The 20,390-nt window shown below is 63.5% G+C and carries 21 protein-coding genes and 1 pseudogene; 7 read left to right on the forward strand and 15 right to left on the reverse strand.

Features of this window, described 5'->3' with window-relative positions; translation table 11 throughout:
• Positions 1-440 precede the first annotated feature (440 nt).
• From ccoN to PMI20_RS16520, 4 genes are all read left to right on the forward strand, one after another.
• Positions 441-1,868: a cytochrome-c oxidase, cbb3-type subunit I gene (ccoN, locus tag PMI20_RS16505; RefSeq protein ID WP_037035619.1), complete on the forward strand. Its 1,428-nt coding sequence runs from the start codon at positions 441-443 to the stop codon at positions 1,866-1,868.
• A 73-nt stretch (positions 1,869-1,941) separates the two neighbouring features.
• Positions 1,942-2,169, forward strand: a complete 228-nt coding sequence (locus tag PMI20_RS16510; protein WP_007930252.1) for a hypothetical protein — start codon at positions 1,942-1,944, stop codon at positions 2,167-2,169.
• A gap of 204 nt (positions 2,170-2,373) precedes the next feature.
• Entirely contained in the window at positions 2,374-3,519 is a 1,146-nt protein-coding gene (locus PMI20_RS30980; RefSeq protein ID WP_177323810.1) for a PAAR domain-containing protein, read from the forward strand.
• A 20-nt stretch (positions 3,520-3,539) separates the two neighbouring features.
• Positions 3,540-3,935 (forward strand): hypothetical protein, encoded by a 396-nt coding sequence (locus PMI20_RS16520; RefSeq protein WP_007930255.1) that lies wholly within the window; start codon positions 3,540-3,542, stop codon positions 3,933-3,935.
• A 10-nt stretch (positions 3,936-3,945) separates the two neighbouring features.
• Here PMI20_RS16520 and PMI20_RS16525 read toward each other — a convergent pair whose 3' ends face one another.
• The gene (locus PMI20_RS16525) at positions 3,946-4,437 is read right to left on the reverse strand and encodes a hypothetical protein (protein WP_007930256.1); all 492 of its coding nucleotides are present in this window, start codon (positions 4,435-4,437) and stop codon (positions 3,946-3,948) included.
• A 68-nt stretch (positions 4,438-4,505) separates the two neighbouring features.
• Positions 4,506-5,312, reverse strand: a complete 807-nt coding sequence (locus PMI20_RS16530) for an AraC family transcriptional regulator (protein ID WP_007930258.1) — start codon at positions 5,310-5,312, stop codon at positions 4,506-4,508.
• A 79-nt stretch (positions 5,313-5,391) separates the two neighbouring features.
• Between PMI20_RS16530 and PMI20_RS16535 the strand changes: the two genes are divergently transcribed.
• Positions 5,392-6,093 (forward strand): aspartate/glutamate racemase family protein, encoded by a 702-nt coding sequence (locus PMI20_RS16535; protein WP_007930259.1) that lies wholly within the window; start codon positions 5,392-5,394, stop codon positions 6,091-6,093.
• A 124-nt stretch (positions 6,094-6,217) separates the two neighbouring features.
• On the opposite strand, the gene PMI20_RS16540 is transcribed toward PMI20_RS16535, so the two are convergent.
• From PMI20_RS16540 to PMI20_RS16590, 11 genes are all read right to left on the reverse strand, one after another.
• Positions 6,218-6,736 (reverse strand): GNAT family N-acetyltransferase, encoded by a 519-nt coding sequence (locus PMI20_RS16540; protein WP_007929000.1) that lies wholly within the window; start codon positions 6,734-6,736, stop codon positions 6,218-6,220.
• 161 nt (positions 6,737-6,897) lie between these two features.
• Positions 6,898-7,893, reverse strand: a complete 996-nt coding sequence (locus PMI20_RS16545; protein WP_007928998.1) for a LysR substrate-binding domain-containing protein — start codon at positions 7,891-7,893, stop codon at positions 6,898-6,900.
• Between the two features lie 163 nt (positions 7,894-8,056).
• Positions 8,057-9,010, reverse strand: coding sequence for a peptidylprolyl isomerase (locus PMI20_RS16550; protein WP_007928997.1), 954 nt, complete (start codon positions 9,008-9,010; stop codon positions 8,057-8,059).
• Positions 9,007-9,528: a YbjN domain-containing protein gene (locus tag PMI20_RS16555; RefSeq protein ID WP_007928996.1), complete on the reverse strand. Its 522-nt coding sequence runs from the start codon at positions 9,526-9,528 to the stop codon at positions 9,007-9,009. The genes PMI20_RS16550 and PMI20_RS16555 overlap by 4 nt, the downstream gene beginning before the upstream one ends.
• Before the next feature lie 20 nt (positions 9,529-9,548).
• Positions 9,549-10,211 (reverse strand): hypothetical protein, encoded by a 663-nt coding sequence (locus PMI20_RS16560; RefSeq protein WP_037035384.1) that lies wholly within the window; start codon positions 10,209-10,211, stop codon positions 9,549-9,551.
• 34 nt (positions 10,212-10,245) lie between these two features.
• The gene (locus PMI20_RS16565) at positions 10,246-11,940 is read right to left on the reverse strand and encodes a putative porin (protein WP_007928994.1); all 1,695 of its coding nucleotides are present in this window, start codon (positions 11,938-11,940) and stop codon (positions 10,246-10,248) included.
• Between the two features lie 43 nt (positions 11,941-11,983).
• Entirely contained in the window at positions 11,984-12,691 is a 708-nt protein-coding gene (locus tag PMI20_RS16570; protein ID WP_007928992.1) for an energy transducer TonB family protein, read from the reverse strand.
• A gap of 3 nt (positions 12,692-12,694) precedes the next feature.
• Complete coding sequence (locus PMI20_RS16575) at positions 12,695-13,120, reverse strand: ExbD/TolR family protein (protein WP_007928991.1); 426 nt, start codon at positions 13,118-13,120, stop codon at positions 12,695-12,697.
• An 11-nt stretch (positions 13,121-13,131) separates the two neighbouring features.
• On the reverse strand, positions 13,132-14,961 hold the full coding sequence (locus PMI20_RS16580; protein WP_007928990.1) for a DUF2341 domain-containing protein: 1,830 nt from the start codon (positions 14,959-14,961) through the stop codon (positions 13,132-13,134).
• 20 nt (positions 14,962-14,981) lie between these two features.
• Positions 14,982-16,643: a ShlB/FhaC/HecB family hemolysin secretion/activation protein gene (locus tag PMI20_RS16585; protein WP_007928989.1), complete on the reverse strand. Its 1,662-nt coding sequence runs from the start codon at positions 16,641-16,643 to the stop codon at positions 14,982-14,984.
• Positions 16,644-16,717: 74 nt separating this feature from the next.
• Positions 16,718-17,329 carry a transposase gene (locus PMI20_RS16590; RefSeq protein ID WP_007928988.1) on the reverse strand — a complete coding sequence of 204 codons (612 nt, stop codon included), beginning with the start codon at positions 17,327-17,329 and terminating at the stop codon, positions 16,718-16,720.
• A 285-nt stretch (positions 17,330-17,614) separates the two neighbouring features.
• Between PMI20_RS16590 and PMI20_RS16595 the strand changes: the two genes are divergently transcribed.
• Together PMI20_RS16595 and PMI20_RS16600 are read left to right on the forward strand one after the other, a co-directional pair.
• The gene (locus PMI20_RS16595; RefSeq protein WP_007928987.1) at positions 17,615-18,217 is read left to right on the forward strand and encodes a GNAT family N-acetyltransferase; all 603 of its coding nucleotides are present in this window, start codon (positions 17,615-17,617) and stop codon (positions 18,215-18,217) included.
• A 399-nt stretch (positions 18,218-18,616) separates the two neighbouring features.
• Positions 18,617-18,871 (forward strand): hypothetical protein, encoded by a 255-nt coding sequence (locus PMI20_RS16600; protein WP_007928986.1) that lies wholly within the window; start codon positions 18,617-18,619, stop codon positions 18,869-18,871.
• A gap of 418 nt (positions 18,872-19,289) precedes the next feature.
• Here PMI20_RS16600 and PMI20_RS16605 read toward each other — a convergent pair whose 3' ends face one another.
• Entirely contained in the window at positions 19,290-19,547 is a 258-nt protein-coding gene (locus tag PMI20_RS16605) for a DUF8617 domain-containing protein (RefSeq protein WP_238543444.1), read from the reverse strand.
• 13 nt (positions 19,548-19,560) lie between these two features.
• Positions 19,561-19,965, reverse strand: a pseudogene (locus PMI20_RS30985) (CdiA C-terminal domain-containing protein); the annotation flags it as partial.
• Positions 19,966-20,390: the final 425 nt, after the last annotated feature.

Below are 20,390 nucleotides of genomic sequence, written 5' to 3' on the forward strand. Positions count from 1 at the left end.
GCTGTAATCCTGTAGCCGCTGCCGAGCGCAGCGAGGCTGCGATCGGCTGCAAGGCAGCCGCAAAACCGGCATATGCGCTCTGTCAGCCAGACCGCACCATCCGGGTTGCGAGCGCTCCGTCGGGATGCCGCCCATTCGCTGCCTCGCTGCGCTCGGTAGCGGCTACAGGGCCAGGGTGGCCACGGGGTTTGCATTCCAGGGGTGAACCGGGGGTTTTGGTGTGGCGGTGACTATGCACTTGCAGCTCAGGACGTTACAGATTCAGGTAAACACTAAAAAACCGTATCAGCAGCTCTCTGGCCTGTGCTGGCAGGCGGTCAATCTGATCCGTATTAATGCAGTTTTTCTGAGCCTGTTTTGTTTCGCCCGTGCTTTCTACAGTGCATGGCATGCCAGGCCGGGTGGCCTGGCAAGCCTTTGCAACCGTGGAAGCATTGACCATGAGCACAGCAACAATGGAACCGGCCTACAACTACAAGGTGGTACGCCAATTCGTCATCGCCACCGTGGTCTGGGGCGTGATCGGCATGGCCATGGGGGTATGGATCGCCTCCCAGCTGGTCTGGCCGCAAATGAACCTCGACCTGCCCTGGACCAGCTTCGGCCGCCTGCGCCCGCTGCACACCAGCCTGGTGATCTTCGGTTTCGCCGGCAGCGCCCAGTTCGCCGCCAGTTACTACGCGGTCCAGCGCACCTGCCAGGTGCGGCTTTATTCCGACAAGCTCGCCGCCTTCACCTTCTGGGGCTGGCAGTCGGTGATCCTGATCATGCTGGTCACCCTGCCGCTGGGCTACACCACCACCAAGGAATACGCGGAAATCGAATTCTCCGGCGCGGTGTGGATGGCCGTGGTCTGGGTGGTCTACGGCATCGTGTTCTTCACCACCGTGGTGCAGCGCAAGACCAAACACATCTACGTCGGCAACTGGTTCTTCGGCGCCTTTATCCTGGTGATCGCCATGCTCCACGTGGTCAATCACCTGTCGATCCCGGTGGACTGGTTCAAGTCCTACCCGGTGTATTCCGGCGCCACCGACGCCATGGTCCAGTGGTGGTACGGCCATAACGCGGTGGGCTTCTTCCTGACCACCGGTTTCCTCGGGATGATGTATTACTTCGTGCCCAAGCAGGTCGGGCGGCCGGTGTATTCCTATCGCCTGTCCATCGTGCACTTCTGGGCGCTGATCACCCTGTACATCTGGGCCGGTCCGCACCACCTGCACTACACCGCGCTGCCAGACTGGGCGCAATCGCTGGGCATGGCCATGTCGCTGATCCTCCTGGCGCCGAGCTGGGGCGGCATGATCAACGGCATGATGACCCTCTCGGGCGCCTGGCATAAGTTGCGCACCGACCCGATCCTGCGTTTCCTGGTGCTGTCCCTGGCCTTCTACGGCATGTCGACCTTCGAGGGGCCGATGATGGCGATCAAGACGGTCAATGCCCTGTCGCACTACACCGACTGGACCATCGGCCACGTCCACGCCGGCGCCCTGGGCTGGGTGGCGATGATCACCTTCGGCGCCATCTACCACATGGTGCCCAAGGTCTTCGGCCGTGAGCAGATGCACAGCATCCCACTGATCAACCTGCACTTCTGGCTGGCGACCATCGGCACCGTGCTGTACATCGCCTCGATGTGGGTCAACGGCATCACCCAGGGCCTGATGTGGCGCGCGGTCAACGACGACGGCACCCTCACCTACTCCTTCGTCGAGGCCCTGCAGGCCAGCCACCCGGGCTTTATCGTGCGCTTCGCCGGTGGTGTGTTCTTCCTCAGCGGCATGCTGCTGATGGCCTACAACACCTGGCGCACCGTGCGCGTGGCCGACCCGCGCCTGGCCCTCAGCGACGCCCAGATCGCCTGATCGCCCAAGAGCACGACGCGGGCCACACCCGGCCCGCGTCGCTCATCCCTCCTGCAGCACAGCGAGCCCCCCGATGATCGAATTCGCCCTTGACCTGCTCGGCGTGACCTTCCTCTACCTCAGCATCGGCTACTGCCTGCGCCATCAATCGGCCAAGAGCCTCGACGACGCCAGCCTGATCCCCTTCGCCGACGACCCGGACGTGGCGCGCCGGGTGGAACTGGCCACCGGCAAGAAAATCGACGCCGTGGCGCCGGAACCGCAAACCGCCAGGCCCGGCTGGGGCAATATGGAGGTCTGACCCCGCCTCGCGGCCTGATCGCCACTGCGCGCCAAGGACAACCGATTGGCCAGCGGCCGGGGTTTCGCTTAGTCTTCGCCGCTGACTAAACACGGACGTTTCGAAAATGAGCGGAAAACCAGCAGCCCGGGGAACCGACCCGACGGCCTGGCCGCAGCCCGGCGCGACGACCAGAGCGCCTGCGGCGCGGCGATCGTCGGTGGGGTGTCGGCAACCGTCTTCATCAATGGCCGTAATGCAGCGGTACAGAGCAGTACCGGTAGCCACGGCAGCATTATCGTCGGCGGTTCGGGCAGTGTGATCATTGGCGATACCGTTACAGCGGCGCCAGTCAGCGCGGTGTCGGCGATGCCGAACCTGGCGGCGGCCACAGCGGCCCTAGTGCCTGCCGCTGCCCCACAGACCACAGCGCTGGCTGGCCCGCCAGCCGTGGCGGCACTGGCTCCGACCATCCCGGCGGTCGTCGCTGATCCGCGGGCAGCGGCAGCAAAAATTCTCGACGACTTTCAAGCGGCGCCTATGAAGGAGCGGATTTTCAACGATCAGGCTCACCCCATGGGCACCCCGCAAGACCCGTTCGAGAAGAGCAAGATTCACGAGCAGATCGAGGCTCGCCTGGCAAAGGCGCAAGGCGGCAGCCTGAAACGTTTTCATCCAATCAGCCCCTACCCCGACCAGAAAGACACCAGCCTCTGCGGTCCGGCCACCTTCTTCTATGCCTTGCTGATGGACCGTCCCGACCTGTACGCAAAAGCCATCACCGAGCTATGGGAAACGGGTGAAACCACCATCGGGCAGTTGCACATCAAGCCGAGCCACGGCGCCTGCAATCCGAAAAACTTCAGCCGTGGCACAGAAGGCGACCGCATTTGGGCTATCGACTGGATCACCCTGGCCTGCTTGCGCGACAGTGAAAACCTGCTGTTCGCCTATGACGAGCCGGATGACATGTTCTCCGGGATCACCCTGCCCGCCGGGCTCGGAAAATGGTTCAAACAAGCGGGAGCCGAGATTCTTTTCGACAACATCCAGTTCTCGTCCCATATAAACCAGGATCAGTTGAGCGAACTGTTCCAGTACATCCGCCCCGGCACTCATATGGCGACCCTTATCGGTGCGGGGATGCTGGCAGCCAATGCAGGGCAAATGAAAAACCACTGGGTGACCTGGGAGCAACCAGCGAAAACCTTATCCGGCCCCATCACCTCGACCACGGCACCCAGTGACACCATCAGTTCCTCGATGATCTTTTCCTGGGGTGAGTTATTGCATCAGATCCCAGCGGGATCGACCCTGCAGACCATTCTCAAATACATATACGGCGGCCTTGTGTTCAGCAAGATCCCTTGAACAGCTCCCAGGAAACTCCCATGAAGCGCGCACTGATTTCATCTATTGGTCTTTCACTCATGCTCAGCGGTTGTGGGCTGGGATTTCTTCCGGGCTGCTATACCCGCCCGGATCTCACGATGCAGCCAGAGACCCTGCCCACCGCCGTCGTCGGCCAGCCGTTCAGCGTCAAGCTGGAGGTGGTGGGCGCCGATACGCCACTGACCGGTTTTTATATTCACCCCGACCATCCGTTACCCGAGGGGCTGGAGTTGAGTTACCAGAAAAGAACCCATTACGCGCTGATCACCGGTAAACCGCTGACACCGGGCACCTATACCATCAACGCGTATACCAGCAGCTACGGTACTCAATGCACAGGGCAGGAAGCACAGAGGACCTATCAACTCAAGGTGCTGGAAGCTGCGCAGCCCTGATCCCGGGCCCTCACCCACGCTCCCGGGGAATCAGCGCCTGCAGCTGCGACGCCAGGAAGTTGCCGTCGAAGGTAAAGACGTCGGACTCCTTCAGGCCGTTGGCCTGGCGCCATTGCCAGCTGCCGTCGGCTAAGCCCACCAGGGACACGCTGCCGTAACGCGCGGCGGTCAGGCCCATGACCGCCAGGGAAATCTGCCCGGCGGCGCCCATTACATCGGGCACGAACTCCACCGGTTTGCCGGCGATGACGATGGTCAGTTTCTCGGTCTTGAAGGTCGAGGTTTTCACCGGGACGCTGGGGCTGAAGGCCAAGTAGGGTTCCCGGCTCAAGGCCAGCAGGTCCGGCATCAGCACCGGCGCCAGCCACTGCTGGATATGCTCGAACAGCTCGGTGATACGGCTCGCCCAGAGCACCTTCTGGCTTTCGAACAGTTGTTTCTTGTGGGCTTCGCTTTCTGCATAGCGCCGAAGCATCTCGCCCAGTTGCCGTACGTCGTCCATGTTCATGCCTCTTCGAGAAACCGCGGTTGCGGACCTTGAGCATGGCAGATGGGGATGGCGGCGTATGACTAAAAACCTGCGCGGTACTGGCTGGGGGTCAGGCCGAGGACCTTGCGAAAGGCGCTGCCCATATGGGACTGGTGGGCGAAGCCGGTTTCCAGGGCGATGGCGGCGAGCGGCAGGTCGCTGCGTTCGATCAGCCGGCGCGCCGCCTGCACCCGGACTTCGACCAGCCAGGCATGGGGCGTCATGCCGATGGCGCGGGTAAAGTCGCGTAAAAAGCGCAGTTCGTTGCGCCCGGTGCAGGCCGCCAGTTCACCGAGCGACAGGGGCTCGGCGTACTGCTGCTCGATCAGCGTCAGCACCCGGCCGAACTCGGTGCGCCTGGCGGCCTTGACCGGTGCTGGGTCGAGGCCGGCCAGGCCGGCGAACTGCAGGGCGCATTGTTCCAGGGCCAACGGATCGCCGGCGGGCTCCAGCAACAGCCGCCGCACCTGGCGTCCCAGCGCCAGGGCCCGGGCGTGTCCGGGCCGTTGCAGGCGTCGCGAACCACGGGCGATGCCCAGGGCCTGGGGGTCGGCCAGCCAGCGCAGCAGCAGGTATTCACCGCCCTGGGGCGACTCGGAAAACACCTCGATCCCGGCCGGGGTCAAGGCCAGGGTCCCCGGCCAGCTGTCGAAATCCTCGCGCCGGTCGCTGCCGATGGCATGCACGCCCTGCTGGCGCTCCAGGCTCACACCGAGGCTTTGCCACTGCAGCGGATCGCGCGCACTGTAGGCCGCGCGCGGCAGCAATTGCAGGTCGAGCGTGCCGCCCAGCAGTTCGCAGCGCAGCAGCCCGTGATCCTGGACTTTGCTGCTCAGCACGCCGGGCATGTGAAATTTCTTGATAGATCGCGGGGCTGCGTCACGGGACACTCTCGGCATTCAGGTTTGTCAGCAACAGGAGCTGTGTATGCGCACCATCGGCCTTATCGGCGGCATGAGCTGGGAGTCCAGCGCCGAGTATTACCGCCTTATCAACCAGCAGGTACGAGACCGTCTCGGGCCGCTGCGTTCGGCGCGGTTGCTAATGTACAGCGTCGACTTCGGGCCTGTCGAACAGGCCCAGCACGCCGGGCGCTGGGACCTCGCGGCCGGGATCCTGGTGGATGCGGCGCGCCGCCTGGAGGCCGGTGGCGCCGAATGCGTGGTGCTCTGTACCAACACCATGCACAAGGTCGCCGACGAGATTCAGGCCGTGCTGTCGGTGCCCTTCCTGCACATCGCCGACCCGACCGCCGAAGCCGCCCTCGAGGCCGGCACCCTCAGCGTGGGCCTGCTGGGCACGGCCTTCACCATGGAACAGGATTTCCTCAAGCAGCGCCTGGTCGATCGCGGCCTCAAGGTACTGGTGCCGGACGCCACGGACCGCCAGGCCGTGCACCGGATCATCTACGACGAGCTGTGCGTGGGCGTCATCAGCGAGGCCTCGCGCCAGCGCTACCAGCAGGTGATCCAGGCCCTGATGGAGCGCGGCGCCCAGGCCATCATCCTCGGCTGCACCGAGATCGGCCTGCTGCTCAAGCCCGAACACAGCCCCCTGCCGCTGCTGGACACCACCGAGCTGCATGCGCGGGCGGCGGTGGCGTTTGCCCTGGGCGATCAAGAGACATGATCTGTAGCCGCTGCCGCAGGCTGCGATGGTCCGGGCCACGCTGGTCGTAGGACCTCTGGCGCCCGGAAGATCGCCACGCCCGTTCCGGGCGATCGCAGCCTGCGGCAGCGGCTACAGGGGCGAGTCAGGCCTGGAGCGTGCGGCGCAGGCGGGCCATGCTCACGACGTCGACATACTGGCCGTCGCGCACCGCGTAGTCGCGCAGCCGGCCTTCGCTTTCGAAGCCGAACTTGCGGTACAGGCCCAGTGCGGCTTCGTTGTCGGCGAATACAGTCAGTTCTACCCGTTGCAGGTTCATCCAGTTGTCCGCCACCTCCAGCACCGTCGCCAACAGCCGGCTGCCAACGCCCTGGCCCTGCCATTCCACCGCCACGCCCATGCCGACACTGCCGCAGTGGGCGCGGCGGATGCGCGAGTATTGCTCGATGCTGCAACTGCCGATCACCACGCCCTGGTGCAGCGCCACCAGGGCCACCCGCCGTTCGTTGTCCGGCGCCAGGCGATTGCGCCAGACCTCGGCGGACTGAAACGGCATCTGCAGCACCTGGCGGGCGACCGCGGGGTCGTTGTACAGCGCGGTAACGCCCTGCACATGGGCTTCGCTGAAACGTTCGATGACGATGCTGGGGATCTCTGCGGGCATAAGTCTTCCTTGGTTCAGGCGATACAGCCGATGAGTGTAGAGCGCCAGCGCCGCGGATGGCGAGCGCCGGGCACAGGGATTCTCTCTGTAGGAGCCAGCTTGCTGGCGATGCCTGCGCCGCGGTGTATCAGGCAGGACGCCATCGCGAGCAAGCTTCGCTCCTACGGAGGCGTGCCGTCGAAGTCGAACCACTCGCTGCGTTCCCGGAAGGTATTGAGGATCAGGTCGACCAGCTGTTGTACTTCGGCGTCGTGCTCCACTTCGGCGTTCACCGCCATCCACACCTGGCGCGCCATGGCCTCGTCGAACAACCCGGGCAGTGCCGTCAGGCCGCGGTCGAAGCGGCTCATGTAATGAGGCAGCAGGCCGATGCAGGCGCTGCAGCGGATCATCTCCAGCATCAGCTCGTAGGAATGCACCTGCACCACCCCCGCCAGGCGCTGCTCCACCAACTGGTTCCACGGCCGCAGCGGCTCGACCTGACGGTCCTGCTGCCATTGCACCAGCATGTAGTCGGCCAGATCGTCCAGGCTGTCGGGACGCGCCGCGACCCGCGAATAACGCTTGGCGATATGCGGCAGGTAGTCCAGGCGCACCAGCGGCTGCGGCGCGCTGGTGACGAAACTCGGCCCCGGCTTGGGCGAATCCACCCCGCCCAGCCACACCACCACGTCCGCGCTCAGGGCCCGCAGCGACAGCTCGCTGTCGATGGAGATGATCTCCAGGCGCACGCTGGCGTTGCGCCGCAACAGGGCAATCAGGTCGCGACCGAGGATGTCGTGCAGGATCGATTCGGCCACGGCCAGGCGCAGCAGCGGCTGTTCGAGCACCGGCAGCGTGCGTTCGTGGGCCAGGGCGATCAGCTGCGCCTTGAGCTGCTGGCCTTCGCGGCTGAGGCTCAGGGCGCTGCCCTGGAAGCTGAACAAGGGGCGGCGCAACTGTTCCTCCAGGTGCGCCAGCTGTTTGCGCAGCAGCGTCGACTTGATGTTCAGGCTGCGCGCCGCCTGCATGAAGCAGCCGCAACGGGCGGTGACCAGGAAATACTGGGCCAGCTCCGGCTCGATCCCGGCGGCCAGGGCCAGCCAGGCTTCCCGGGGTTCGGCCTGGGCGATGTAGGGGGTGATGCCCGAGATCGGGACGGGTTCGAGAAAGGACATGAGTGACTCCCTGTCGTGTGGGTGATGGCATCCATTGCACGTTATTCGTAGCAGGTTGGCCGGCGTTGCCATCCATCGCGAGCAAGCTTCGCGCCTACATGGACGGCATTGAACCTGTAGGAGCGAAGCTTGCTCGCGATAGCGGTATCGGCCACACCGCCCTCTACAGCTTCTCCTCCAGCACCTTGTTCAACTGCGCGCCGTCGATACTCAGGGTCGCGGTGTCGAGCATGCCTTCCAGGTAGGCCTTGGCGATCTGTTCCTGGCGCTGCGCCCGCAGGGCCTGGGTCAGGCGTTCGCGCAACTCGTCCAGGGTCGCCGTGCGGGCCGGTTGCTGCTCGGTCAGCCTGAGCACATGAAAACCCGCCGCGCTCTGCACCGCATCGGACACCGCGCCGACCTTCAGGCGCGCCACCGCGCCGCGAACCTCGGGCAGCAGTTGCTGCAACGGCTGCAACCCGGAGTCGCCGCCGCGCCGAGCGCTGTCGGGGTCCTGGGAATACTGGCTGGCCAGGGCGGCGAATTCGCCGGGGGCGGCCTGGGCCTTCTTGCTCAGTTCCTGGGCCTGCTTGCGCGTCGCCTCCAGCGCCTGCGGCTCATTCACCGCGAGGAAGATCTGGCTGACCCGGTACAAGGCCGGGGTCTGCCACTGCGCCTTGCCCGCGTCGTAGGCCTGCTGCAACTCGGCCTCGCTCGGGTAGCCGGCCGGGACCTGGCTGACTGAGCGCAAGTAGTCGCGAAAGACGATTTGTTCAGTGGCCACCCGGGTCTGCAAGGCCACCTCCGGACGCTGGCGCCAGCCCTGGGCATCGGCCTGTTCGAGCACGGCCTTTTCCGCCAGGCGCGTGCGAATCCAGTTTTCCAGGGCCGGGCGATTGCCCCGCAGCTGCTCGCGGGACGCCTCGGGCAACGCCGCGAACAGCGCCTTGAGCTCCTCCGGCGCCACCCGCTGATTACCCAGGCGCGCCACCGCCGGGCCGTCGTCGACCGGGCTGGCTACCGCCACCCTGGGCTGTTGCGCCGCCACCGGGTCGCTGCCCGGGCGTACGCCCAGCCACACCGCCAGCGCCACCAGGGCCAGGGCGCCGACACCGACCACCAGGCTTGGCTTCTTCACTGCCCAGGCACCTCAACGACAGCCTCGGCGGCGGCCGCGGGCGCTGCTTCAGGCGTCGTTTCAGGCGCATCGGCCTGGGCCTGCAGGCGCGCGGCGTGCTGGCTGTAGTCGCGCAGGTAGACGATGAATTCCTGCAACAACCGGTCCCAGAGTTCCAGCTGGCTGCGCAGGTGATCGTGGCCGACCCCGGCCACCACCACGTCCATTTCCATCACCAGGAACTCGCCCTGCACCGACAGCCGGGCAAAGCGCCGCGAGGCGTTCCACAGCTCGGCCAGGCCCGCCGGCAACTCGCCCTGGACCCGCAGCGCGCAGCTGAAGGTGAAGTCCACATAGCTGCGCGGTTCAACCCCCGCCGCGTTGCCGAAGCGCACGGCGTAGCCGATGCCCTGGCTGGCGCTGAGCAGTTGCACGATGCCGTTCTGGTCGGTCTGGTTGACCCGGTAGCCGGCCCCTTGCAGCAGCTCGGTGAGGCTCTGCGGGGTGACGCTGGCGATCAGTTGCGCTTGTTCAGTCATGCTCGATTCTTCCCTGGTATTCAGTGGGTGCTCGCTGCCCGTGGGGCATCGAACTGGGTTTTGTACAACTCGTCGCCAAAGCCCTGGGCCAGTTCCTCGAACTTGACCCGGGCGCCGCCGGCGAACGGCTGGCGGATTTTCATCACTTCGGCCACATCGATCTTTTCGTAGGCCGCGAGAATCTCTTTGGCCACGCCATACATCTGCTGATTCTTGACCGAACATTGCTGCACTTGTGTGTCACGCTCGCTCAATTGCGCCTCAAGCCTGGCCCGTTCGGCCTCTTTGGCCCGGGCCATGACCAGCAGCTCGTCATAGGCCTTCTTGAACTTGCCGATCTGCTCGCTGCTGGCGGCCATCTGCGCCTGGGCCTGGCTGTGCAGGTTCTGCTGCTGGCCGGCCAGTTGCTCGGCGACGCCACGGGCCTTGGCCAGGTCAGCGGTCAGTTGCTTGATCTGCGCCTGCGCCTGCCTGGCCTGGTTTTCGGCGGCGACACGGGCGGCGCTGGCCTGGGCCTGTTCGCTCTGCAGGGCCTGCAACTGCTGGGTGGTGCTGCGCAACTGGGTGCGCAGGCGCTCCTCCATGCCTTCGGCGCTGGCCCCGCTGGCCAGCAGCACGCCCACGGCCAACAACAGACCGCGCCCCAACCACAGGCAGCGCCCTGCCCTGGCTCGCGTGTTCATATCGAGACTGTTCATAGCAATGCACCCCTGCGCCCTAGAAGCGCGTGTTGATTTCAAGCTGCAAGACATCGATGTCGAACGGCGCGCCGTACACCGCCTCGGAACTCAGCCAGCGGCCGGTGGCGAAGACATTCTTGGCCAGGCCGTAGTTGCCGCCGAGGAAATAACCCTTGGCGTTGGTGCCGCCGAGGTGGAACGAGGAATCGTTGAAACCGTCAGGCAGCGCATCGGGCTGGATGTACTTGTAGCCGGCGAACAGGTTCCAGTCGCCCTGCCTGGCCAGCTCCAGGCTGTTGCCCAGGGTGAACTGCACCATCCAGGCGTTGGCGCCGCTTTCCAGCTCGCCGTTGCTGTCCAGGTTGTTGACGATCTGGCCTGCGGAGCGCTTGCGCATCTCGCCTTCGTCGTAGCCCAGGTTGTGGATGTAGTTGGCCTGGCTGCGCAGCTTGAAGTTCTCCGGCAGGTCGGCGTCCCACGTAAGGTTCAAGTCCAGCAGGTTGAACTCCGAGGCCAGGCCGACGAACTGCGGCTGCGCGGTGGCGGCCGGGTTGAGCGGGTTGGGCGTGATGTCGCGCAGCAGGAACACGCTGTTGCCCTTCTGCATGAAGGCCACGCGGCTGCCGTCGCTGTCGCAGCCCGGCGCCCCGGCCCAGGGTTCGCAGGCACCGGAGCGCTGGCCTTCGATGTCGTCGAAGCGGTAGTAGGCCAACGCGCCCTTGAGCCGGTGGTTGCCGTTGATCGCCCAGTTGGCGCCGATCTGCGCGCCGTACAGCCATTTGTTGTCGCTCTCTTCCTTGTCGAAGCCGTTGCTGGTGGAGGTGTCGTTGGTGTATTCCACCGGGAACGCACCGACCGTACCGAACAGGCCCCAGTCACGATTGAGCTTGTGGTTGAAGATCGCCGCCACGCCGTCGAAGTTCAGGTCGTTGGAATACAGCAGGTCGGTGGAGAAGAACGGGTTGGCAATCCGCCCGCCGGTCAGGGTCAGCGCGTCGGTGGCCTTCCAGGTCAGGTAGCCCTGGTCGAGCCAGATGTCCTTCTTGCCGAACCCGCCGCCCAGGGTCTGGGTGGTGGACACCGGGTTGTTGTCCGAGCCGGTGCCGATGCGGATGCCGGCGGTCCAGTCCTCGGCGACCTGGGCCTTCATGCCCAGCCGGGCGCGCAGGCGGAACAGGTTCTCGCGGTCCTCGCGGGTGTTGAGCAAGGGCGGCAGGTTGGAGCTGCTGTTGGGGTTGACGTCGTACGGGCCCTTGTCGTTGAGCTTGGCGAAGTCGACGATTTCGTTGCTGTTGCTGCCCGAGTAGTAGCGCGACTCGTCGCGCAGGCGAATGTCGCCGTCGAAACTGATGCGCGACACCCAGTCCGGGAAGGTATTGGGCTGGGCCCAGTTCTCCTGCTTGGCGGTGGCCATGACCTCGGCCTTGACCTGGTCGCGGATCTGGTCGCGGACGATGGCCGGCACGTATTGCACCCGCACATCCCCCGGGGTCGCCGCCGGCCCTGCCGCCACCGCGGTGTTGGCCTGGCGCGCCTGCTGCGCTTCGCGCTCGGCCTGGGCGATCAGGCCGTCGGCCTGTTCCTGTTTCAGCACGCCCTGCTGCACCAGCAAACGGATCAGATTGATCGTGGCGTTTTCCGAGGGCGCAGCGGGCGCGGCCGCTACCGGTCCCACCAGGGTCGCGATGACCATGCCGATCGCCAGGGACAATCGATTCACGTTGGAAATCATTTGCACACAGCTCCTTTTGGCAAAACTTGCATCAGTCGTTCGGTTAACCCGGACGCCGCCCCTGCAGGGACAGGCGTACAGGCAAGGTCAGGGAGGCCGGTGGCCGCTCCGTCAAATGCGCCGCGCCGCGCAAGGCGGCCAGCACCTGGATGTCGATTTGCGGGTTGCCGCTGGACTTGACCAGCTCGACCCGGGTGATCTCGCCGACGGCGCTCAGCCAGACGTCGGTTTGCAGAGAAAAGGCCTGGTTGCGCAGGTCCGGGTTTTCCCGCAGCACGCGCTGGAAGGTGAAAGCCAGGAACTGGCTGTAGGTGCCGTTGCCCAGGCGCCCACCGCCGGAGCCGGCCATGCCGCCGCCCTTGCCGGCGCCGATGTTGAAAGCGTCGCTGCCGGCCTGGGCATCGCCATCCATCTGCATCGGGTTAGCCAGGTCGTCCACCGGCGACGGCGGCGCCTCTTCCTCGGGCTTGACCTGCTCCGGCTCCGGGGTCGGTTCCGGTTCGGGCACCTTCTCCTCGACCGGCGGCTCCGGCTCCTTGGGTTTTTCCGGCGGCGGTGGCGGTGGTGGCGGCAGCGGAATGATGGTCGGCACCTTGGGCGCCTCACGGCGCACCCCGCTCATGTCGTTGGCCCACTGCCAGAGCAGCCAGGCGGTGCCGGCCCCCAGCAGCAGGCCCACGCCCCACTTGAGCAGACGCGGCGCCGTGCGGTTCTTCACTGGCGGCAACTGGATAGGTTGTTGTGCGGTCATGGCTCAGCCCTGGCTCGGTTTGCCGGTGACCAGCCCGACCTGGGACAGCTCCAGCCGGCGCAGCAGGTCCAGGACCTCGATGACCTTCTGGTACTGCACCGTGGCGTCGCCGCGCACGATCACCGGGAAGTCCGGGTTCAGGGCCTTTTCCATGCGCAGGCGTTCTTCCAGCTCCGGCAGCGTCACCGGGTAGGCGTCGAGGAATACCTGGCCGCCGTCGTTGACCGAGATCGCCTTGGTCTTGGCCTCGGACAGCGATACCGAAGCGCTGGCCTTGGGCAGGTTGATCTGGATCCCGGAGACCTGGGCGGTGGCGGTGAGGATGAACATCACCAGCACCACCATCAGCACGTCCACCAGGGGCGTGATGTTGATGCTGTCCACTGGCGCGTCGTCATCGTCGTCGTGGGAGGCGTTCACAGAAGCCATGACGTTTCTCCTCAGGCCGGCACGCTGGCGTTATGAACCCGCGCGGGCGCGGCTTCACTGGACTGGCTGGCGCCATGCAACTCGGCCAGGCGGGTGATGAACTCGTCGACGAACACCCGCATGTCGGCGCTGACTTCCTTGTTGCGGGTGATCAGCCGGTTGTAGCCAAACAGCGCCGGGATCGCGACGAACAGGCCCATGGCGGTGGCCAGCAGGGCCGCGGCCATGCCCGGGGCGATGGCGTTGATGTTCACGTCGCCGGCCATGGCCGTGCCGAGGAACACCACCATGATCCCCAGCACCGTGCCCAGCAGGCCGATGTAGGGCCCGCCGGCGATAGCGTTGGACAGGGTCGAGAGCTTGGAACCGAGCTGCTGGTTCTCGCGGGTGCGCACGCCGTCCATGGAGCAGCGGATGGCCTCGATGGTCGCCGCCGAGACCGACGAGGTGTCGGCGCCCTGCTCGCGGCGGGTGCGGATCTCCTGGACCGCCACCTGGTACAGGCGCCACAGCGAGGAATGCTCCAGGCGCTGGGCCAGCTCGCGATCGTCGGCGAACATTTCCAGGCGGGTGCCGACCCGGGCGAACTGCTCGCGGAACAGCTGGTTGGCACTGCTGACGCGGCCGATCATGCGGTTCTTGCGGATCATGATGATCCACGACTGGAACATCATCAGCACCAGCACCGCGATGATCACCCAGGCGTCCACCGGCACGGCCTTGAGCAAAAAGCCCAGGCTGCCGAAACCGAAGCCCGACTGTTCTTCATCGACGCCGTACACCACCAGCTTCGACTCGGCGCCCTGGGCCGCGGCATCGGCCAGCAGCAGGCCAGCGGGACGGGCCACCTTGGACAGGCGCAACTCGTCGATGGCGCCATTGAACGGCAGGAAGGCACTGGCCTCGGCCTCGGCCGCTGCCCCTGGCGTTGATGCCGGCGGCAAATCGGCGCCGATGGCCAGCGGCGAATTGAACGCCGGCAGCGCCACCGCCAGGCGAGCGCTTTCGCGGCCATTGACCAACAATGCCAACTGGCTGCCCTGGGCGGTCAGGGCCAGGTGCTGCCACTGCCCGGGGTTGAGCGGCTGGGTCGACACCGCGCGCTGGCCGTCGACCTCGACAAAAGGCACGCCCTGGTTGACCCCGATCAGCAGGCTGCTGGCCCCTTCACGCCGGGCCAGCAGCAACTGTTCGCCGCTGGCCTGGTCCAGGCGCAGCCAGGCACTGAAGGTAAAGGCGCCGTCGGCGTTGTGTTGCAGCGACGGGCTGGCCGGCAACAGCAGCGGCTGGCCGTTGAACTGCAAGGCCCGGCCGATCACCCCATCGATGCTCGCGCCGGTGGCGTTCTGCGCATGGTTGCCGTAGGCCGTGGTGTCCTTGGCCGGGGTGCCGTTGGCGCCGTCGAAGTGATAGAGGGCGATGTAGTTCGGGTCGAAGGTCAGCTGGCCGTTGGCGGTCGCCGGGGCCTTCTGGTTGCCGTAGTACATCCAGATGTCCTGGCGCTGGCCGCCCTCCACGTTCGGCACATCGACCCAGACCAGGGCCATGCCCATCAGCGGGTCGAAGCTTTCGATCTGGTGGTTGAACACGGTCTTGTCATCGGCGCTGACGAAACGCAGGTCGGAGCCGTCTTCCTTGACCCCATCGAAGCTGAAGTTGCCGGTGTGCAGGCGCACCAGCAACGCGGTGCGGCCCAGGGCCTGGTTGATGGCCGCGCCTTGCGGCGTGGTGTCGATGGAGATCTGCTTGCGGTAGTGCCAGTCGTCCTGCCACCACGCCTGGGCGGTCGCCGGGAGCACGAAGCCCAGGCAGATCAACAGGGAAATCAGTAAGCGCTGCATGAAAGTTACTCCGTGAAAGATCAAAACGTCGCCTGCACACTGAAGTGCACGCGCGAGTCCTGTTTCTGGGTGTTCGGTCCATCAAGCAGCGGGTAACCCCAGTCCAGGCTGCCGGAAAGCCATTTGCTCAAGCTGGCGCGGGTGCCCAGGCCGACGCTGGCCAGGCTGTAGTCGGCCTCCTGGTCGGGAAGCTCGTCGCGCAGGTACATCCGCGCGCCTTCGGCGAAGGCATAGAAGCGCCATTCGTTGACATAGCCACCCAGGTACTTGGCCAGGGACGGCGTGCGCAGCTCCTGGGAAAACAGGTAGCCGTCGTCACTGGTGCGCTCGGCCGCCAGGTAGCCGCGCACCGAGGTGGCGCCGCCGGCGGAGAACTGCTCGTTGGACACCAGCGGCCCCGAAGCCAGCTGGAAGGCCGCCTTGGACCCGGTCTGCCAGTCGTTGGCGAAGGTGTAGGTGTAATTCAGGTCGCCCTTGAGCACGGCGAAACTGGGGTTCGCGCGGTAGCGCTTGTAGTCGAAGTCTTCGTCCGAGCTGCCATAGCCGAACAGGCTGCGAGTGCCGGCCACCAGGCTCAGGCCGAGGCCCAGCTGGGAAGTCTCGGTGTAGCGGAAGCCGTTGTAGGCAAAGGTGAACGGTGCGTACTTGAGCGGCACCTTGTCGCTGTCGCCGCCCAGGCTCAGCTCTTCCTCGAAGTCCTTGAAATCCACCCCGACCGAGAACGAATTGGCCCAGCTGCCGCTGGCCGGCAGGCTGTAGATCAGCGACAGGCCGTAGGAATGGCCCTTGCCCAGCACGTTGCTGCCGCCGATGGTGGCGACGTTGCTGTCGGACTGGTAGCCGGCGAACTGCAGGCTCCAGCGCTCGTTCAGCGGCGCGGTGTAGGAACCGGACCAGACCTTGGCGTTGTCCTGGTCCTCGGGCGCGGTGAAATAGGTCAGGGAAATGCTGTGGCCCAACTGCCAGAGGTTGTTGTAGCCCAGGCTGGTGACCGCCCGCAGGTGCTTGGTGTCGGCGCTGTAGTCATTGTTCAGGCCGACGCTGGCCTGCCACGGGTTCTGGTCTTCCACCTGCAGGTCGACGTCCATGGTGCCGGGGCGCTGGCCTTCGCGGACCAGCGGCATGACCTGGCGCCCGGGGGTCTTGTTCAGGCTCGCCAGCTGGCCCTGGACCTTGGCGAAATCCGGCACCTCGCCTTCCTGCAGCGCCGGCACCTCGTCGCGGATTTCCACCGGCGAATAATGCTTGGCCCCCACCACCCGCACCCGCCCGACCTTGGTCTCGCTGACCTGCAGGTAGACGATGCCGTCCTCGACCTTCTGCTCCGGCAGCTCGACGAACACCGACTGGTAGCCGCGGGCCTGGTAGACCTTCTGCAAGGCGTCGCGGGCGCCCTCGATATCGCTCAGGGCTTTCTGCGGGCCGAGGAAGGGATACACCGCTTCTTCGATGGCCCGGGCATCGAGCACGGTGTTGCCGCGCACGAAGTACTCATTCACATCCACCAGCCGCGCGGGCGCGGCCGCGCCTTGCGCCGCGCCGCCTTTCACCGGTTCGCCCTCCACCGGGCCGCCCTCCTCGGCCAACAACGGCTGGCTCAGCGCAACCAGCGCCAGCCAGCCGCACACCGGCAGCCAGCGCCTGGTCGGCCCCGGCCGCCCCCTATCGAACAGATGCTCCACACCGCCCCCTAGATTTCCAAGAATGTCCAACCGCGTCGAAACCGCCGTCGCCGTCTGTACGGCGTTTGGCCGCCTCAATTGCTCAAGGTCGATGTCGTGGCGTGCTTGGCCAGCCAGCTGTGCAGCAGCGCGAAGTTCAACGAGAACTCGGGCATTTGCAGCAAGGCGCCACAGAACACTTCACCGATGATTTTCTGGATCAGCAGCACCGCCCGCGCATCGTTCAACAGCGTGGCGATATCGCGGCTCAGCACGCCGAGGCTCCAGACCTTGTGGTTCAGGTCCAGGCCGACGAACCAGCGAAACAGCAGGTTGTAATTGAGCTGCTCGTACAACTGCTGCTCGCCAGGCACCGAGTACAAGAGCTGCAACAGCAGGATGTGCATCACCGTGCGTGGGGCGATAAGCATGCCGGGCTCGGCATCCAGGCCCTGGAGGATGTCGCGGTGCTGGTCGAGCAAGGCGTCGATCTGCGGGCGCAGCAACACCAGCGAATGGCCCGGCGGGATGTAGCTCGACACCTCCTTCAAGGCGCCCTGCCAGTCATCCTGGGAAACGATCCAGACCCACGGCGCCCCGTAGCGATAGACCGACACCGGCTTCTTGCGCGCGGCTTCGACGATCTTCGACAGCCGCTGGTCCAGCTCCTGCATGCCCACTTTCGCGTAGCGTTCCATAGTCCCCATCACCTCACTCCCGGCGTCCCGCCTCGGCTCAGAACAGTGGCCAGAAGGCCCCCTCAAGCGCGTCACATATCCATGACGGGACTGGCGAAGTGCTACCGAACTTTTGTCACAAAAGCTTCATTCACCCCAGAAAGGTTCGGCCAGGACAGACCTGAGGGCGCCAGGGTGCCTGGCTCGGAAATACGGGATGGAAAGGTGGCGGGTGGTGGCGCGGTGAATGCCACACGGCCGGCATGCGAGAATATTGATCCCCTCAGCCCGGTTATTTCAGACAAGGACACCCCCATGACAGACCTCAGGCCCACGGAACCCGGGACGGTTGACGCCATCGCCTACCAGCGGGCCTCCTCAGCCTTGCAGCGAGAATTTGCCTTGCTGCAGCGGCGCGTCTATCCCGAGCCGGACGAGCCTGAAGACGCCGAAGCCGCCCCGCTGCACGCTCCCGTGTTCGACACCTTCTCGTTCTACATCTGCGCACCCGACCGGGTGCTCAGCTACGCCGCTGTCGCCATGAAGACAATCGAGCATGCCGGCCACACATTCGACATCGCCGGGCTCAGCTGCGTCATGACCGATCCCGCTTGCCAGGGACAAGGCCTGGGCCTGAGGACCGTCGCCGCGGCCACGCGCTGCATGGAACACAGCAACCTCGATATCGGCGTCTTCACCTGCGACCCACCGCTGGCGCGTTTCTATGCCCGGGCAGGCGGCTGGCCCATTGCGCCCGACGTAGTGCTGATCGGCAATCGGCACGAAATGGCCTTACGCAGCGATACGCTGGGTAAAGTCGTTCTGTTGCGCCTGTTTTCACCCAAGGCAATTGCGGCAGCCTCTGCATTGACCAGAGGGACCATCGATCTCGACCTTCCAGATGGACAGTTTTTATAGGGACCGTGTCGGTGGGATGGGCATTCCACGGCTGAGCGACAACCAGCTATGTCGGAAGGTGGTGAGCTTCATGGCATTTTCTCGCCAGCTATCGACCGTTGAGCGGCCAAGCCCGAAGGCCCCCATGCCCGACAAAAATACGTCGGACCGATGCAATCCCCGTAGCCGCTGCCGCAGGCTGCGATCGGCCGGAACGGCCGCGACGTCGTCATGCCCCCTTGATAAGGACGAGTTCAAGCAGATCTGCCTGCTGCATTGATAATCAGAAAGGCCTTACAACCAGCAGTGAACTCCCCTTATTTCCCCCCACCGCAGCACGGCTTACAGTCGGCCAGTCGCCCAAATGGCGACCTGACACCAGAGGGATGATGGCTCAGGCAATCAACCAGAGGTGAACGTATGAACCGTTACATGCCGATTACCGGCAACGGCTGCAACATCCCTTCCTTGCTTATAGATACCCAAGCGCCTATCGACGTACTGCTCGATGCAGCGGCTTATCGCATACGCGCGGTGACCCAATTGCTGGAAAGCTTTTCGGTAGCGGATGGTCCTCGCCACGAACCTGTTCTGCTTCAGGAACTGACCTTGGCTTGCAGCATCATGCTGCGCGATGGTTGTGATTTGATGGATGTGGCGGGACGAAAGTTATAAGAATGGCTTTCAGTACAAGTAGTAATGCGCGATTTCAGGCCGCCAATTTTTTAGTTGGCTTAAAGTTAAAAGTCGTCATAGACCACTACTCATCCAGCAATACGGAAAAGCCCACCCTGAATATAAAACCACAAGGACTGCAACTAAGGTGAGACTGGGCAAGATAACTGAGAGCATTAGATCAAACAACAAAATGGCGCCTGGTTACAATGAAAAAATAAAAACATCCCAGCAACACCAGGGATATTTATGACCCCCTCAAGGATATTTATAAACTCTCTAAAAACTGAGAAGCCAAGCTTTCTATTCTGAAGAATACAATACATTCACAATCTGCTTACCACATGCGAAATCCTACATCACCAACCACTTTCCACCAAGCCTAAACGTAGTTTGAGCAGTTCCTTTTTCGTGCCGACTACATCCCTTCTTTAATGTAGGAACGAAATACCCCATCTCCTTCATCCACATGGAGCCGACCGCACTTCGGGCAAGAATAAACTGTTTTCGCCCCCTCACCTATCGCATCATAAAACTCATCTTCGGACATGCTTCTAACAGAAAGCAAACTACCAATATCATCTATCTTTCTTTCTGAAATCAAGCTCATTTCAGACTCAGATGTTCCATTAGATAGATTAATTACATACCCACAAACACATGCAAATTTCGACATATTGATCATTTCCTTAAGGACGATCGTAGCGAGCGACAGAGCCGTCAGCTTTCTGAAAAAACAAAGTCTTTATGCTTTGAGCATTGGGTTTACCCCACATTCGAGCTGCAATTGAAGACATATCCTCACTTGATAGATCTGCCTGAACAAATACGCCACCCGCCTGATTTGATTTCTTCTCAATATTTTTAACTATATTTGAAGGAGACAAATTTTGCGGTGTGTACACGTCAATCGCCCCTAGTCCATCAACCTTTAAATCCGCAGTACGTTGTCCCTGAACACCTTTCGATGATGCTGTTGCCAGGTGAGTAACATCGTAACCGAGACTTGACAACCCTTGTCCTGCACGCACTTCATTTGCATCAGGTATTGCACCTACTTCTACTTTTATCTTCCCTGCACCTGTTACTTTCGCACCAGCAATATTTTTCTCTGCCTCAACCAACCCCGCTAGATTACCTCCCTCTTTCGGCTTCAGTCCATTACTGGTCTCAAAATAAAGCTTGCCATCCGCAGCTAAAACTTCTGTGTTGCCAGTCTTGGTATTGATAACCCGGCGATAGCCCTCTGGTAACCCCCCCGTCTCATTGAAAGCAGCCCCTACTGAACCGCCTTCGCGATAACCTACCGGCAGTGCGGTTTTCTCCGCAGTGAGTGCTCCTTTAGTCGCAAGCGCATCACGCGACACCAACTCTTTCAATAAGCCAGCAATGCTTCCCTTGCTTGCCCTACCTACCGGCAACACCGCGAGAAGCGCCTCTAGATCAATATCTGAGGTAACTCCACCAGTCGCGTAACGTCTCAGCGCGCCCCATTGGGCCTCCGTGAGTTCAGCATCGT

Source organism: Pseudomonas sp. GM17, assembly GCF_000282175.2.
Classification (GTDB): Bacteria; Pseudomonadota; Gammaproteobacteria; order Pseudomonadales; family Pseudomonadaceae; genus Aquipseudomonas; species Aquipseudomonas chlororaphis.